This is a genomic window from Enterobacter cloacae complex sp. OE43NF (assembly GCF_023544405.1).
GTDB lineage: Bacteria > Pseudomonadota > Gammaproteobacteria > Enterobacterales > Enterobacteriaceae > Enterobacter > Enterobacter cloacae.
This window is the reverse complement of sequence record NZ_JAMJFW010000064.1, coordinates 1-16,137: the sequence shown is the minus strand read 5'-3', so window position 1 is coordinate 16,137 and position 16,137 is coordinate 1. Positions and strand designations below refer to the sequence as shown.

At 49.8% G+C, this 16,137-nt stretch carries 11 protein-coding genes and 1 pseudogene; all 12 read left to right on the top strand.

All coding sequences use genetic code 11. The features are described 5' to 3' along the window. Nucleotides 1-307 precede the first annotated feature (307 nt). Complete coding sequence (locus tag M8370_RS21065; RefSeq protein ID WP_013095696.1) at nt 308-1,447, top strand: polysaccharide export protein; 1,140 nt, start codon at nt 308-310, stop codon at nt 1,445-1,447. A 1-nt stretch (nt 1,448) separates the two neighbouring features. Next, nucleotides 1,449-1,898 carry an arsenate reductase/protein-tyrosine-phosphatase family protein gene (locus tag M8370_RS21060; protein WP_114519359.1) on the top strand — a complete coding sequence of 150 codons (450 nt, stop codon included), beginning with the start codon at nt 1,449-1,451 and terminating at the stop codon, nt 1,896-1,898. A 17-nt stretch (nt 1,899-1,915) separates the two neighbouring features. Next, nucleotides 1,916-4,063 (top strand): polysaccharide biosynthesis tyrosine autokinase, encoded by a 2,148-nt coding sequence (locus tag M8370_RS21055; protein WP_250021679.1) that lies wholly within the window; start codon nt 1,916-1,918, stop codon nt 4,061-4,063. A 296-nt stretch (nt 4,064-4,359) separates the two neighbouring features. Continuing rightward, nucleotides 4,360-8,232 (top strand): two-partner secretion domain-containing protein, encoded by a 3,873-nt coding sequence (locus M8370_RS21050; protein WP_250021678.1) that lies wholly within the window; start codon nt 4,360-4,362, stop codon nt 8,230-8,232. Between the two features lie 330 nt (nt 8,233-8,562). Further along, nucleotides 8,563-9,939: a ShlB/FhaC/HecB family hemolysin secretion/activation protein gene (locus M8370_RS21045; RefSeq protein WP_235837682.1), complete on the top strand. Its 1,377-nt coding sequence runs from the start codon at nt 8,563-8,565 to the stop codon at nt 9,937-9,939. Nucleotides 9,940-9,955: 16 nt separating this feature from the next. Further along, nucleotides 9,956-10,324, top strand: a complete 369-nt coding sequence (gene acpS, locus M8370_RS21040) for a holo-ACP synthase (RefSeq protein WP_014830751.1) — start codon at nt 9,956-9,958, stop codon at nt 10,322-10,324. 20 nt (nt 10,325-10,344) lie between these two features. Next, a complete protein-coding gene (locus M8370_RS21035) occupies nt 10,345-11,100 on the top strand; it encodes an SDR family oxidoreductase (RefSeq protein ID WP_045295521.1) in 756 nt (251 codons plus the stop codon). A gap of 3 nt (nt 11,101-11,103) precedes the next feature. After that, nucleotides 11,104-11,652 (top strand): 3-hydroxyacyl-ACP dehydratase FabZ family protein, encoded by a 549-nt coding sequence (locus M8370_RS21030; RefSeq protein WP_013095700.1) that lies wholly within the window; start codon nt 11,104-11,106, stop codon nt 11,650-11,652. Between the two features lie 21 nt (nt 11,653-11,673). Further along, nucleotides 11,674-11,955 carry an acyl carrier protein gene (locus M8370_RS21025; protein WP_013095701.1) on the top strand — a complete coding sequence of 94 codons (282 nt, stop codon included), beginning with the start codon at nt 11,674-11,676 and terminating at the stop codon, nt 11,953-11,955. 29 nt (nt 11,956-11,984) lie between these two features. Next, complete coding sequence (locus M8370_RS21020; protein ID WP_250021677.1) at nt 11,985-13,145, top strand: aminomethyl transferase family protein; 1,161 nt, start codon at nt 11,985-11,987, stop codon at nt 13,143-13,145. A 93-nt stretch (nt 13,146-13,238) separates the two neighbouring features. Next, nucleotides 13,239-15,797: a beta-ketoacyl-[acyl-carrier-protein] synthase family protein gene (locus M8370_RS21015; RefSeq protein WP_250021676.1), complete on the top strand. Its 2,559-nt coding sequence runs from the start codon at nt 13,239-13,241 to the stop codon at nt 15,795-15,797. A 4-nt stretch (nt 15,798-15,801) separates the two neighbouring features. After that, nucleotides 15,802-16,137 (top strand): annotated as a pseudogene (locus M8370_RS21010) (beta-ketoacyl synthase); the annotation flags it as partial.

Here is a 16,137-nt window from a genome sequence, read left to right as displayed (position 1 = left end):
CTAACGATCTTATGATACGGTATGTATATATTTTCATTTTACACGATGTCTCAGGGTTAATATGTGAGAATAGTCCCCGCATAAATGGGAATTGTTTACGTGCCTGATGATTGGACCGCTTTCTATATTAATGATAAGAAAGAGATGTCAGGGGTTAGGATTACTCTACGTCTACAGGACATGCATACTTTTAAGGTTTATCATTTAATCAATTGTGGAATGCCACGCTTCATTCTCTCTGCACCACCATGGGTGATTGATTAATTATAAGGAAATGTCATTTCACCGAAATGGCATAAAGAAAAGTATGAGAAAATTGCCAGCTCTGTTTATTTTCACCACGCTATTTTTACTGGCAGGGTGTCAGATAACCCCCGGAAGCCATATTGATACCGACGGAAAAACGGTTGTCGAAACGCCCGACCCCGATAATATCAATGACGTAAAGGTGAATGTTTACCCCGTTACGCCGGCGCTGATTGAGAAATTACGTGAAAACGTCGTGGTCGCCCACGCCAATGCGGAGCTGAATAAACGACTCGAAGCGTATGAGTACCGTATTGGGGTTGGTGACATCATTATGGTCACGGTGTGGGAACATCCTGAGCTTACCACCCCGTCTGGCCAGTATCGTAGCGCCAGCGATACGGGAAACTGGGTCCATTCAGACGGCACTATTTTTTATCCGTACATCGGGAAAATCCATGTTAAGGATAAAACGGTCACTGAAGTCAGAGAGCTGATTACCGAACATCTGGCGAAATACATTGAGTCCCCACAGGTCGATGTGGGGATTGCCGCGTTTCGCTCTCAGAAAGTGTATGTCTCTGGTGAAGTTAATCAGTCCGGGCAGCAGCCCATCACTAACGTTCCATTGACCATCATTGATGCGGTTAATCTGGCGGGTGGGCTGACTGAAAACGCAGACTGGGGGAATGCTGTTTTAACCCAGGGGGGTAAAAAATCAATCATTTCGCTGCAAGCGCTTATGCAGTATGGCGACCTGCAGCAGAACAGGCTGCTCTATTCCGGCGATATTCTGTATATCCCGCGTAATGATGATCTAAAAGTCTTTGTCATGGGCGATGTGGTGAAGCAAACCACCATGAAAATGGATCGCTCAGGCATGACGCTGACCGAAGCGTTGGGTAATGCGGAGGGCATGAATCAATTAACCAGTGATGCCAGCGGTATTTTTGTGATCCGTTCGGAAAACAAACCGGATGCGTCAAAGGGAAAACAGGCAAATATTTATCAGCTTGATGCCAGGGATGCGACGGCGCTGGTGCTTGGCACCGAATTCAGGCTCAAGCCGTACGATATTGTGTATGTGACGACCGCACCGATTGCGCGCTGGAACAGAGTCATTAATCAATTAATGCCAACCATTAGTGGTGTCTACAGCCTGACTGAAACGACGCGCTTCATCAGAAACTGGAGTAATTGATATGAATGGCAGGTATCAGTCCATTCTTGTCGTCTGCACAGGCAATATTTGTCGTTCCCCGGTGGGGGAACGCATTTTGCGTTCACGCTTGCCCAATATGATCGTAGATTCCGCCGGGATTGCTGCGTTAACGGGGGAAGCGGCAGATCCCGTAATGGTTAACACTGCACGTGAGAATGGCCTCTCGTTAGAGGGTCATTGTGCCAAACAACTTACACCGCTGATGTGTCGTGAATATGATTTGATTCTGACCATGGAGCAAAACCATATTGAAGCCGTGACCCGCCTGGCAATGGAAGCCCGGGGAAAGACATTTTTATTCGGATATTGGCTCCAGCAAATGGAAATTCCTGATCCTTATCGTCGGGGTCGAGATATCTCAGGTGTTATTTTTCAACAACTTTTTTCCGCTGCCGAAGAATGGGTCAAGGTTTTCCAGCAGGTTAAATAATCAGGGCTGATTAGAGCATGTTTGACAAACAGATTAGCAATTCGCAAACCGATAATGTTCCGCGGCAGGAGGATATTGACATCGTTCAACTCCTCAAAGTCTTATATTACAGTAAGGTCTGGATAGCGGCGACGACATTACTGTTTATCGCTTTCGGTATCGTTATTGCTTACACATTAGCGCCGGTCTATAAAAGTGATGCGTTAATTCAGGTTGAGAGAAATGCATCTACGGGGCTGTTGAATAAGCTCTCTACGATGCTGCCTGAAGGTTCCGGGGTCGCTTCAGAATCTGAAATTTCGTTAATTAAATCGCGGATGGTGATCGGTAAAACCGTGCGCGATCTGGGGCTGGATATCTCCGTGACTGAAAAACGCTATCCGTTTGCGAATGGCCTGCTCCTGCGCCTGCTTGGTAAACCCACGGGTAACATTGAGGTTTCAACCTTAACTGTCCCCGAGGAGTTCCTGAACGAAGCGTTGATCCTGACGATAACTGCTGCGGGTGAGTACACCCTGCAGGTCGGCGAGGCCGTTTTGCACGGTAAAGTGGGGGTTCCTCTTCACGCGCACGGCATTGATTTTATGTTTGAACGTGCCGAACTGACCCAGGACACCGTGTTCATTTTACGTAAGCACAATGAATATTCGGTAATTGATGAGATCAAAAACAATATCGTCGTGGATGGAAAATCCGGTGGCAATGGGATGCTGCATCTGAGCATGACCGGCACCGATCCGGTCATGATCAGTAAAATCCTTGAAACCATCAGCCACAATTATCTTGCCCAGGACGTTGAGCGTAAGTCAGAAGAGGCCAGCAAGAGTCTGGCCTTTGTGAACGAACAATTACTGCAAATCAAAAACAATCTGGTGACGGCAGAAACGAAACTCAATGATTTCAGAAAGAATAATGAGTCGGTGGATTTATCCCTTGAAGCGAAATTCATTTTAGACAACGTGGTGTCCATTGATACCCAACTGAATGAATTAACCTTTAAAGAAGCTGAAATATCAAAGCTCTATAAACGTTCGCATCCGGCTTATAAAGCGCTATCAGAAAAACGTGCGGTACTGCAGGAAGAGAAAGAGAAACTCAATCAACGTATCAGTACGATGCCGCGGACTCAGCAAGAAATTTTGAGCATGACCCGTGATGTGCAGATGGGAAATGATATCTATATGGTGCTGTTGAATAAGCAGCATGAACTCAGTATCAATAAGGCCAGCACGCTGGGCAATGTTCGTATTATTGACAATGCCGTCACGCAGCATAAGCCGATTAAACCGAAAAAAACGTTGATTGTCATCCTGTCGGCGCTGTTGGGCTTCCTGTTCGCCTCCGGTGTGATTCTGCTACGCAACATGTTAATTAAAGGGATCAAACAACCCGCGGAGCTGGAAAAACGGGGCATCCCTGTCCACGCCGTCGTACCGCTGGCACCTGAACTGACAAAGAGCAGACGCTGCCGGGCGATTACCACCTATCAGTCTGATGAGCTGTTAGTGAAATCGTCGCCAACCTCGCTGGCGGTCGAAGCGATAAGAGGGCTGCGGACCAGCCTTCATTTCGCCATGCTGAAGTCAGAAAATAAAATATTAATGATTTCAGGCACCTCTCCGGGAGTGGGTAAATCCTTCGTCAGTTCAAACCTGGCGGTGCTGATGGCGCAGGCCGGTTCACGGGTGCTGCTGGTTGATTGCGATCTGAGAAGGGGATATTTGCACAGCATCTTCTCCCAGGCGGAAGGCCATGCCGGGCTTGCTGATTATCTCTCAGCGAATGTGGCGGTGTCCCAGGTGATAGAAGAGACAGAGTACCAGGGCGTCGATTTTATTGGCCGGGGAAGAATGGTCAATAACCCCGCCGAGTTGTTTATGACGGAGAAATTCCAGACACTCGTTGACGCCTGTTCAGCGCAATACGATGTCATTATTCTCGATACGCCGCCTATTCTGAGCGTTACGGATGCCGCGATTATTGGCCGATTTGCCTCAACGTCTCTGATGGTCGTCAGGTTCGAACAGAACTCGGTCCAGGAGGTGGAAGCGGGGCTGCGTCGATTCAATCAAAACGGGATTGCCATCCAGGGGGTCATATTCAACGGCGTTGAAAAACGCGCTTCGGCCACCTATAGCTATGGCGATTACTCATACCAGGAGTAATTCATCTCTCTTCTTTTAAGGAATAAGTCTTGACAGGCCGGGAATGTGTAATATTCCTAATGCCTGTGGACTTGTTCCTGGTTAAAAGTTCCCGTTATGTAATGCAGTCTGAATGCTAATTCCAGATAAAAATGCCAGAATTAATACCAAGGAATGCTCTTAAAATCTAAATTAATGAACCATCAGGGAACCACAAGGGGGGATAAACAGTAATCAACGGATGTGAAGTAGTTATTTAGAGTGGTGATGTTATATTTTGAAAAAATGTAATGATTCCGAAATAAAGAGTCGATTAAATGAATAGTAATAAAAATAAAGTCTTTCAACTCGAGTTGAAGTGGCATCCTGTTGCCGCTTCTGTGCTACTCGCTCTGCCAATTGTTGCGCACTCAGCAGAGATCAACATCAAGAACGGCGTGGTTTATACTGCCGGGAATGTGCCTGTCATTAACATTAATAAAGCCAACGATAAGGGGCTTTCTCATAATGTGTATGACAACTTAAACGTTGATAAGAATGGGCTTATCTTCAATAACAGCATGACTGAATCAAATACCGTTCTGGCGGGTAAGATTCAGGGGAACAGCAACCTGACGTCCGGGACGGCGAAAGTCATCCTGAACGAAGTCACGTCTAAAAATGCCTCTGCGATTAACGGCATGATGGAAGTGGCCGGCGATAAAGCCGATTTAATTATTGCTAACCCGAACGGTATTACCGTTAACGGTGGCGGCTCCATTAACACCAGTAAACTGACCCTGACAACCGGTACGCCGGATATTCAGAACGATCAGTTAGCCGGTTATTCTGTTAACGGTGGCACCATTACGCTGGGTAAACTGAATAACGCCAGCCCGACGGAAATTTTGTCTCGCAATGTTGTCGTGACCGATAAAGTGACAGCTAACGAGCTGAACGTTGTCGCCGGTAATAACTACGTTAACGCTGCAGGTCAGGTGACCGGTTCAGTAACCGCAGCCGGAACGCGTAATGCCAACAGCATTGACGTTGCTGCGCTGGGTGGTATGTATGCCAATAAGATTAACCTCGTCAGCACCGAAAGCGGTGTCGGCGTGCGTAACCAGGGCATTATTGCGGGTGGCATCAACGGCGTAAATATTGACGCTAACGGTCAGTTGCTGAACAACACTGCGCGCATTGAGTCCTCTGGTCAGATCAATATTAAAACCAACGGCGCACTGAGCAACGTCACCGGGGATATTACCTCTGTGGGTACCATCGCGCTGGACACCAATAAAAACAGCCTCAACAACAGCCGTTCAGGCAACATTTCGACAATGGGAGACCTCTATGTTAATAGCGGCGCCATTGATAACACCAACGGCAAAATGGCGGCGGCAGGCATGCTGGCTGCGGATACCAACGGCAACACCTTAACCAACTACGGTAAAGGGAATACTGTCGGTATTGAAGCCGGTATCGTGGCGTTAAAAACCGGTACCCTGAATAACAGCAACGGCCAGATCAAGGGCGGGTATGTGGGTCTTGAATCTGCTGCTGTGAACAACAACAGCGGTTTAGTCGACTCCCTGGGCGATGTGAACGTGGTGAGCGGCGGTAACGTCGATAACAACCGGGGCATGATCCGTTCTGCGGGCGGTTTCACCAAGATTGCCGCGAAAGGTACGATTAACAACGGCGCGACCAAAACCGCAGATACCGCCAGCAATGACTCGTTAGGCATTATCGCTGAGAAGGGCGTGCAGATTGCCGCGAACAGCATCAATAACAACGGCGGGCAGATGGCGTCAAATGGCGATATCTCCCTTGAAAGTGCCGGCGCGATTGATAACTACTCGGGCAAACTGAACTCAAACAGCAAGGTGATTGCCAAAGCGGCCTCTATGCGTAACGACAACGGCGGTGTTGCGGGTCGTACCGGTGTGAGTGCCGCTGTGGGTGGAAACATCACCAACTACATCGGCGTCTTCAGCTCTGAAGAAGGGGATGTTGCCCTGTCATCGAATGCCCTGAACAACCGCGGTGGCTTCATTATGGGACAAAACGTCACCATTAATGCCAACGCAGGGGTGAACAACAACATCGCGTTCATCGTTGCCAGTAAGGTATTGAGCGTCACTGCAGGCGATAACATCGAAAACCGTTACGGTATCGATTTCGGATCCACATTTGGTACCTACTTCGGCATGCCGCAGCAGAACGGCGGTATGGTTGGTAAAGAAGGTGTCTCGCTGTCCGGGAACTATATCTATAACGGCGAAAGCCGCATCATTGCTGAAAATGGCCCGCTTACAATGCAGGCACGAGGCAGCATTGATAACGCGCGTTCGTTGCTGGTCAGCGGCGGGGATGCCTCCATCAAAGCGGGAAGCACCCTGACGAACAACTACGCAACCATCTACAGTATGGGCGACCTGCTGATTGATGCGAACAGCGTGAGCAACTACAGCAACGGTGCGCTGGAAGATAACAACGCCACTGGCGTTATCGCGGCAGATAAAAAACTGACCATGAATGTGAAGAACAGCTTCACCAACTATGGCTGGATCAGCAGCCTCGGTGATGCCATTCTCAATATTCTGAACGGTTCTTTAACTAACCGTAATACGCTCTCCGCTGAGAAGTCTCTGACCGTGTCTGCACAGACCGGGGTTGAAAACCTGAAAGATATCGCCGCGGGCGAGCATCTGGTGGTGAACAGCCAGCGTGGTGTGACCAACAACTCCAACAGCAATATGGTGGGTGATAAGGTCACGATCTCTGCGGTCTATGATATTAACAACCGTGGCAATATCGTGGCTGACAGCAGCCTGGCGATGAGCGCTAAAGGCAATATCTATAACGATCTGAATATGATCAGCTATGGTGACATTGCCTTAAGTGCCAATAACATTGATAACGCCTCGCGTAAAATCAAAGCGGTGGGTGATGTCACGCTGACAGCGGCCGGGAATGTGAGCAACAGCCGCGGCGAAATCAGCTCTGAGACTGGCGATATCACTATCAATGCGGGTGGCACCGTAGATAACTACTACGGCCAGCTCCTGTCCGGTAGCGATATTGCGCTGAAAGCGAACCGTCTGAACAACGACTACGGTCGGGTTGCCGCTTACGGCAATATCGATCTGGCGCTGACGGGGTATTTCGACAGCAACCGTGGTTCCGTCCTTTCTCAGACGGGTGATATCAAGCTGGCTGCCAATACCGTTGATAACAACAACGGTCTGATTGCCGGTAAGAATGTCACCGTCGAGTCCAAAGGCGCGGTTTACAACAACACTGCCATGATCGTGGCAGACAAAAAGCTCTCCGTGAACGCGGCAGGGAATGTTGAAAACCGTGACGGTAACAACTTCGTACGTAATCATGGCGAAACCTTCGGTGTGACGGGCGATGTGGGTGGCATGATTGGCCGTGAAGGTGTCGCGGTTTCCGGTCAAAACGTCTACAACAACAACAGTAGCATCATCGCTGATAACGGTGCGCTGAGCGTGCTGTCTAAAGGGACGCTGGACAACACCCGCGCTATGCTGGTGAGCGGCGCTGACGCCATCATCAAAGCGGCCGGTACGTTCTATAACAACTATGCCACCACCTACAGTGCAGGCAACCTGGATATCACTGCGGGTACGCTGAACAACTACAGCGATGGCAGCATGGAGAGCAACACGGCGACCGGCGTTATCGCGTCAGATAAGAATCTCAATCTGACGGTTGATAACAACGTCACCAACTACGGTTGGATCAGCGGTAAAGGCGATCTGAACTTCACTATCCTGAAAGGTGCACTGACTAACCGCAATGCAATCTCTTCAGGTAACGCTCTGGCGATTAATGCCCTGAACGGTGTTGAGAACTTTAAAGACATCGTGGGTGTGGCTAGCGCGAAAATTGATACTCAGCGTCATGTTACCAATAATGCCAACGTCAATATCCTTGCACAGAATATCGTGATTAATGCCGGTGCCGACATTAACAACCGCGGTAATATTGTGAGCGATTATACGCTGTCTGTGAAAACAGCAGGGAATATCTATAACTACCTCAATATGCTGACTTATGGCGTTGCGGGTGTCACTGCGAATAACGTGACAAACAGCGGTCAGGATGCAGTATTTGGTGGCTTATACGGTATGGAACTGATTACCAATAAAGTGACCAATACCGGCACGATTGTTGGTATGTAATCTAAAGGTGTAACAAAAGGCAGCAGCTATTGTCTGATAGCGCAAAGTCAGCACGAGACCCTGCTGCCTTTTTTTCTGAGAAAGTGAATGGAACTGCGATTTAAATTTTTACTGTCATTGCTGGTAATGTCGTCTCAAGCGTTTGCAGTTGACGATATTAATGCCCTGATTAAACAGCAGCAAAATGCAGATCTAAATACTTTCAAAGAACACAAGGTGTATCGGCAGGATGTTTTCTCCAGCACCGAACGTAAAGTATTTAGACTGGACAAATTACCTGAGGAGAAAAACTGTTTTACCCTTAAAGCACTTGTTCTTGATAATGATTTTTTGAAACGTAAAACCGAAAAGGCGATAAAAAAAGAGATCGTCGGACGCTGCGTGGGCAGCATCGGTGTGGTGAAAATTGCCGCCGCGTTACAGGATTTTTATATCGATGCCGGTTACATCACGACCCGCATTACGATCCCTTCGCAGAATATTTCGTCTGGCACGCTGAAGCTTGACGTCAATGCGGGGAAAATAGAAAAAATTATTGTCGAGCATAATGATATTAATCCATGGATGCTGCCGTTTGCGAAAGAGGACATCCTTAATATTCGCGATATCGAGCAGGGTCTGGAAAACCTGCAGCAAGAACCCGGCGTGGATGTGAAGATCAATATCGAGCCGGGTACAAAGCACGGGTATAGCACCATTCGCATCAGCACCAACCGGGAAAAACAGTGGAGCGTGCGGGCGAGCTATAACAACTGGGGCGATAAAGCGACAGGAGAACACCTGACCTCTGTGGTGGGCTATCTCTATAACATCGCCCGGTTTAGCGATCTGTTTTATCTCGCCGGAACGAAGAGCACGACGGGTCAGTATCAGAGTGTAAGTGGTTACTATGCCCTGCCGGTAGGCTACTGGAACTATTCGCTGTTTTATAGCAGCAGCAAGTCGCGTCAGGCGATACCGCTCTACTACACCACAGTGGATTACGCCGGTAAGAGTGAGTACGGCAGCGTGAAGGCGACGCGCACGGTCTACCGGGATAAAAGCCGGAAGGTGACGGGGAATGCCGAGCTGATCCGTCGAAAAGCCAGTTATACCCTTAATGGCGAGGAACTTGTCTTACAGAAGCGTGACATGGATAACGTCAGGTTTGGCGTGAATTACACGCAGCAGCTGGCAAATGCACACTGGGATTCAACGGTATCCTGGCAGCGTTTTGTCACCTGGTTCGGCGCCGAAAAAACGCCGGATATGGTGTATGGCAATGTCAGTCCCGTCAGTCAGCTGGTGAATGTGGAAAGTCGCTATACCCGACAATTTTCTCAAACCGCCTATAGCGCTTTTTTTTTGGCGCAATACGCACCGCGTGAGCTGACGCTGCAGGATCAAATGACGATGGGCGATCGCTGGAGCGTGCGCGGGTTTGAAAACAGCGTTGGCCTGACCGGGAACAGCGGGTACTACCTGCAAAATACATTCTATCGCCCGGTGCGAGGAATGAACGCAAATTATTATGTTGGCGTAGATGCCGGTCATATAAGACGGGACAGTGTCTATGGCGAAGAGATTATCGTCGGCAGCACCCTGGGTATTCAGGGGAATGTGAAAAGCCTGGCGTACGATTCATCAGTCTCCATGCCGGTTAAATATCCTGGCAGCATGGACGTGAATAAATTTAATTTTAATCTGAATCTTTCTTATCAGCTTTGAAAGGGAAGCACGATAAATGCGTATCGGCACGGACATTGTGGAAGTTTCGCGCATACAGCGAGCGATAACAAACTGGCAAAGCGATTTTTTACAGCGCGTCTTTACCCCGCAAGAAAATATAAAAATTAACCGGGAAGATCCTAACTATGAACGCGCATCAGGTTTCTGGGCCGCAAAAGAGGCGGTCGTTAAGGCGCTTGGCTGTGGATATCGCGACGGCATCACCTTTAAGGATATTGAAATAAACCATGACGAATTGGGTTGTCCCCATCTGATTTTCTCTGGGCGAGTCAAAGAGTTGCTTATTGAAAAGCAGATGGCGAATGCCTCGCTCAGTATTTCGCATTGTCAGCACTATGCGACAGCCGTTGTCATACTTTATTAACCTAACTAATTGTGAATATTATGTATCAATACAATGATCTTAAGGAAAAGACGGTTCTGGTCACCGGCGCCAGTGGTGATATTGGCCTGGCGATCTGCGCTAAATTTCTTGACCAGAATTGCGATGTTTATGCGCTGTATAAATCCAATGCCACGCAATTAACGGAACTGAAAGAAACGCATCCGGCAGGAAGCAAGCTCACTGTCATTCAGTGCGATCTCGCCGATGCGCAGAGTGTCACTGCACTCTGTTCACGCCTGACCGAGGAAGCGGGCAAGCTTGATGTGCTGGTTAACAACGCCGGGATTGTAAAAGACAGCCTGTTTGCCTCGATGAGCTTTGATGACTTCAGCCAGGTGGTAGACACCAACCTGTTCAGCATTTTCCGTCTGACGAAAGAAGCCTTAATGCTGCTGCGCTCCGCAGAAAACCCGGCCATCATCAATGTGGCCTCCATTGCGGCCATTATCCCAAGCGTCGGGCAGGCGAACTACAGCGCGTCGAAGGGCGCAATCCTGGGATTCACCCGCACGCTGGCGGCTGAACTGGCGCCGTATGGCGTGCGCGTAAATGCCATCGCGCCGGGGATGATTGAATCCAAAATGGTGAAAAAAGTATCCCGCACGGTGGTGCGTGGCGTAACGGCATCTATTCCATTACGTCGTCTGGGTAAATGCGACGAGGTTGCCAATACCGTCGTTTATCTGGGCTCCACTGCCTCCAGCTACATTGTGGGTCAAACCATCGTTATCGATGGCGGCCTGGTGATGCGGTGATTTATGTCTAAATACGTTATCCCCTCGAAGATCTTTCTGGAAATGGGCGGCTGGCGTCAGCCGCTGCTGATGGTCGACAGAATTGATGACTTCAAATATGGCGAAAATGGCTTTGTGAAGGTGACCAAACACATCACTTACAACGAGCCCTATTTGCTCGGACATTTCCCGGACGATCCGATCATGCCTGGGGTTATTATTTCTGAGATTTTTGGTCAGGCCAGCGAGTATCTCTCGTTCCTCACCGATATTTGCGATATCTACAACCAGACATACGGCACGGAACTGAAATCGTTACGCGATATTCATGCGCTCATTCAGCGTGACGAGATGCGGGAGATCATTCGCACGCGCCGCGCGCAGGTTCGCGGTGTTCTGGCGGCCCAGAATTTGAAATTTAAAGATATTGCCTACCCAGGTGATTCGATTGAAGTGACCAGCAAGCTGGCATTTTCTGATGCCCATGGCTTTAAGCATTATTCCGTGACGGCTAACGTCGGCAAGCGGTTAATCAGCCATGGCACCATTATTAATTTCCGCGAAACAAAGTAAACCCCTGAGAGAGTTAAAACCATGTCTACAATGAAAAACGAAATTGACCAGCGCAAGGACGTGCTGATGACAATTAAAACTGAGATTATTCAGCGTTTAAATATTCAGCGCGATGAGTCTCAAATTGATGATGATACCGCCCTGTTTGGTAATGGTTTAAAACTGGACTCCGTTGATGCAACGGAAATCGTGGTCATGCTGGATAAAGTTTTCGATATCAAAGTGAGCGAAAGCGATGATCCTTCTTATATGAGAAGTATCAACAATCTGGCGACGTTTATCATCCAGAAGAAAAAAGCTTAATTTATCATTGCGAATAACAGGATCACGTTATGAAGTCTCTTTATGATTTTCATTTAAAAAACAATGCGAAAATGGGCATTTACAACAATGCCAACGTTCCTTCTGCCTATCACGATCCGATGGTGGAATATAAAGCCGTACGTGAAAATGCCCTGCTGGTGGACTATTCACACATGTCCATTGTCAGCGTGATGGGTGATGATGCCTGGGCACTGGTGAATTATTTTGTCTCTGCCGATGTCTCCATTATCCGTGACGAGCAAGGGATCTACTCGCTGGTACTGAATGAAGACGGTACGGTGCGCGGTGATGTGTATGTGCTCTGCTCATCCGACGGCTATTACATCATGTCCGAGAATATTCCGGCGGCGGAAATTATCGCTGGCCTGAACGCCCTTCTGGAAAAAGTCGACGAACTGGATATCCAGGAAACCCCTGAAATTGCTGACATGCGCGAGCAGAACTGGGGCGCGATCATGGTAGAAGGGCCGTACTCCTGGGAACTGATGTCTGAAATCCACGGTTTCGACGTGATTGGTCTGCCTTATTACGAGTACATGAATACCGACGACGAGCTGATGGTATTCCGCTGCGGTAAACACGGTGAATTCGCCTATATGGTTGTTGGCCAGCAGGAACAGCTGCTGGATCAGTGGCAGCAACTGCTGGAGCACGGCGGCAAATACCTGCTGCAGACCGGTGGGCTGGACTACCAGAAAATTGTACGTATCGAAAACCCAGGCTGGGATGACGCGCTGTGGGCTGAGTACAACCTCAATCCGGTAGAGCTGCAGTTGCAATGGGCTGTGCAGTACGACAAAGAGGGCTTTGTGGGTAAAGACGCGGCCGAAGAGCTCTCTCACCGCGAAGGCGCACGCAAGGTGATCGGCATGATTGTCGAGGGCGAATGTTCAGGCATTGAATCCGGCGATAACGTACTGGTTGAGGATCAGGTGGTAGGGAAAGTCGCTAAGGCTATCTATTCTCCAGCCCTGCAGTGCTTTATTGCCCTGGCGCTGATCGACAATGAATATGCATGGTCTGATATTAGCGGCTTTGCTATTCAAACGCGCTCTGAAACGGTAGCCGCGAAAACCAAAGGTATGCCATTTATTTATAACCTGAGCATGCTGGTTAATCCAACTGAACACAGTTTTGTGGATGCCTCTAAAGCGAAAAGCGCACTGTAATTATTAATCGAAACAGCGAGAAGCGAATCCGTGGGAATAACACCACGGATCCTTTTCGCTGCTCATTGCCTGTACATGGCGGTACATATATTTATGAAGACAAACAGAAAACGGGTTGTCATTACCGGGATCGGTATTCTCTCTTCGCTGGCTGAAAACCTGCAGGATTTCAGAAACGCCTTACTGAATAAAAAAAATGGCGTCACGGACAGCGTGCGTTTTTCAAAATGGTTTGAAAACGCCAGAGCCGCTGAAGTCTTGCATGACATTGACTATTCGGAATTACCGGACGACGTTATCGCCTCCCTGGATAATGCCGCACTCTGGGCCTACAAAGTGGGTAAAGATGCGCTGAATCAGGCGGGACTGGCTGAGAATAAAGCGCACCTCAAAGAAACCGGTTTAATCGTCGGCGTGTCGTCTGCCGGGACCGAGGCATTTCTGCCGCTGTTTGAGCAACGCATGGAAGACTTTTCCCTGCGTAAGGCGCTGTTCTCTGGCGGTTTCTCCTCCTGCTGTTCCAGCGTCTCCACGCTGCTTGGGTTACAGGGCGGTGTTGAACTGGTCGCGACCGCCTGTACGGCCAGCCCTAACGCGGTCGGCATGGCGTTTGACTACATCCAGAACGGCAAAAGCAAAACCATGCTTGCCGTCGGGACAGAACCTATCTACCTGCCCACCTTCGCGGGCTTTTATGCCCTGAACGTGATGCATCCGGACGCCTGCACGCCGTTCTCCGGCAATTCGGGTATGTCCATCGGTGAAGGGGCCGGGGCGATCGTGCTTGAAGAGTACGAACATGCTGTCGCACGTGGCGCCACCATTTACGGTGAAATTCTCTCTTATGCCACCTCCTGCGATGCGTTCCACGAAACCGGACCGGATCCACGCGCCAGCGGCGCGGTACAGGTGATGCATAAGGCGATGGAAAATGCCGGCGTTACCCCGGATCAGATCGAATACGTCAACGCCCACGGTACCGGAACAGAAGCCAACGATCGTATCGAAACGCTGGCGATGAAAAAGGTGTTTGCCAACAATGAGAAACTGTTGGTGAGCTCTACCAAGTCTTATTTTGGTCATAACATCGGCGCGGCGGGGATCGTCGAACTGATCGCCTGCCTGGTCACGCTGCCGGATAACCGCGTGCTGCCGACGCTGAACTTCACCAACGCGCGTCCAAACTGCGATCTGGATTACGTGCCAAACGACTTCCGTGACCAGAAAATCAACCTCTTCATGAAGAACAATTATGCCTTCGGCGGTAACAACTGCAGCATGATTATTAGCATGGAGCCTTGTTCGATCCCGGTCAGTACCTACGACGAAAAGCGCGTGGCGATCACCGGCCTGGGTGCCGTTTCCGCGATTGGCCACACCGTTCACGAGATCCTCGACAACGTATGGCAACAGAACCATACCGTTGAGCTGGGCGGCGTCACCTTCCCGGAAGACACGCTGGAAGAGGCGAAAGAGTTACTGGATGTGCTGGAAACCACCCGTCAGTTCGAAGCGCTGTTTGGTGACGATTTCAACGCGCTGGCCGAAACGCTGCCGGAAGCGAATGAACACTTTAAGACCTTCCAGGTTTCCGGGCTGGAACCGCGTAAACATCTGCGCCGCTTTGACCCTCGCAAGGCCACGCGTGGCGGTACGTTCGCATTAATTGCCCTGTCCGAAGCGCTGGAGCAGGCGAAGCGTAGAATCAAGCGTGATGGCGATGAGCTTGGCATGGTCATGGGAATGTCCAGTGGCCCGCAGGAGACGACCTACAAATATCTGCAGAGCCTTAAGCCAGACCCACGTAAAGTCAGAACCTCTGAATTCCCGGGATCGTTGATGAACTCCATCCCGACGTTCTGCGGTATTTCGGAAGGGATCAAGGGCTACACCACTACGCTGGCGACCGGCGAGAATGCGGCATTAGGCGCATTAACCTACGGCTACGAAATCGTGCGTCAGGATCTGCAGCCGCAGGTGCTGGTGGGCGGCGCGGACGAGTATTTCCCGTCCATGTCACTCTATATGGACGCCGTAACCCGCAAGCTGCATATGACCTCCGACGCCAGGGAATATCAGATCTACGGTAACGATCCGAAGGGTTACATTCCTGGCGAAGGTGCCTGCATGTTGCTGCTGGAAGATCCGCAGCGTGCAGCCGCGCGTGGTGCAGAAGTGCTGGCGGAAGTGGCCGGTTACGGTAAAGCCTGTAGCAACAGCTATTTTGATGCCTCTCAGCGGGACGAGAAATCCTCCTCCATGGCGCTGGCTATCGCCCGTGCGCTGGCGGATGCCGGTGTAACGGCGCAGGAGATCGACCTGGTCTGTGGTACCAGCAACGGTAGCGATGAGAGCTCACGCATTGAAATCGATGCGATTTACGCCACCTTCGCCCAGGCAAAACCGGACGTACCGGTCGTGAACTACAACGCCTGCTTTGGCTTTGTCGCGTCTGCTGCCGGACTGCTTAACCTGGCCGTCATCATTGACTGTTTTAAAACGCAGGCGGTTCCCGCTATTCCTCATACCGTCGAGTTTTTCGATAAGCGAATTAACTTCGTTCGTGAACCGTTAAAACTTGCCCTGAAGCACGTATTGCTGGTGGGTGCGACGGAAGGCGGTAACTACTACGCGTTTGTGATTAAAGGATAATATTGTGGATAATGCCGCTATCATTTCGGGGTTCAGTTCTTGTCTGCCGTTTGCCGAAGACAGTCTTCAGCTTATTCAAAATCTGAAGCTGGGCAAACGCGTTGAAAGAAAGCCCTGGTTTAAATCCGACGACGAGGCAATTAAATGTGGGTTCGATGGCAATAAACATATTGCCACGCTGGATCATACGGATGATAGCGCATTAGATCTGCTTTATCGTCTGATTGACGATGCACTCGACCAGGCCGACCTGGATGTTCAATGGCTGGCCGGGTGCAATGCCCGGGTTTATTTAACCGGTATTGGCCCGCGGGTCGATGGCATGGCCTTTAAGAGTTTC

What these genes read in the sequence shown, in the direction of transcription:
- M8370_RS21065 (WP_013095696.1), top strand. Translation starts at nt 308, where the DNA reads ATGAGAAAATTGCCAGCTCTGTTTATTTTCACCACGCTATTTTTACTG.
- M8370_RS21060 (WP_114519359.1), top strand. Translation starts at nt 1,449, where the DNA reads ATGAATGGCAGGTATCAGTCCATTCTTGTCGTCTGCACAGGCAATATT.
- M8370_RS21055 (WP_250021679.1), top strand. Translation starts at nt 1,916, where the DNA reads ATGTTTGACAAACAGATTAGCAATTCGCAAACCGATAATGTTCCGCGG.
- M8370_RS21050 (WP_250021678.1), top strand. Translation starts at nt 4,360, where the DNA reads ATGAATAGTAATAAAAATAAAGTCTTTCAACTCGAGTTGAAGTGGCAT.
- acpS (WP_014830751.1), top strand. Translation starts at nt 9,956, where the DNA reads ATGCGTATCGGCACGGACATTGTGGAAGTTTCGCGCATACAGCGAGCG.
- M8370_RS21035 (WP_045295521.1), top strand. Translation starts at nt 10,345, where the DNA reads ATGTATCAATACAATGATCTTAAGGAAAAGACGGTTCTGGTCACCGGC.
- M8370_RS21030 (WP_013095700.1), top strand. Translation starts at nt 11,104, where the DNA reads ATGTCTAAATACGTTATCCCCTCGAAGATCTTTCTGGAAATGGGCGGC.
- M8370_RS21025 (WP_013095701.1), top strand. Translation starts at nt 11,674, where the DNA reads ATGTCTACAATGAAAAACGAAATTGACCAGCGCAAGGACGTGCTGATG.
- M8370_RS21020 (WP_250021677.1), top strand. Translation starts at nt 11,985, where the DNA reads ATGAAGTCTCTTTATGATTTTCATTTAAAAAACAATGCGAAAATGGGC.
- M8370_RS21015 (WP_250021676.1), top strand. Translation starts at nt 13,239, where the DNA reads ATGAAGACAAACAGAAAACGGGTTGTCATTACCGGGATCGGTATTCTC.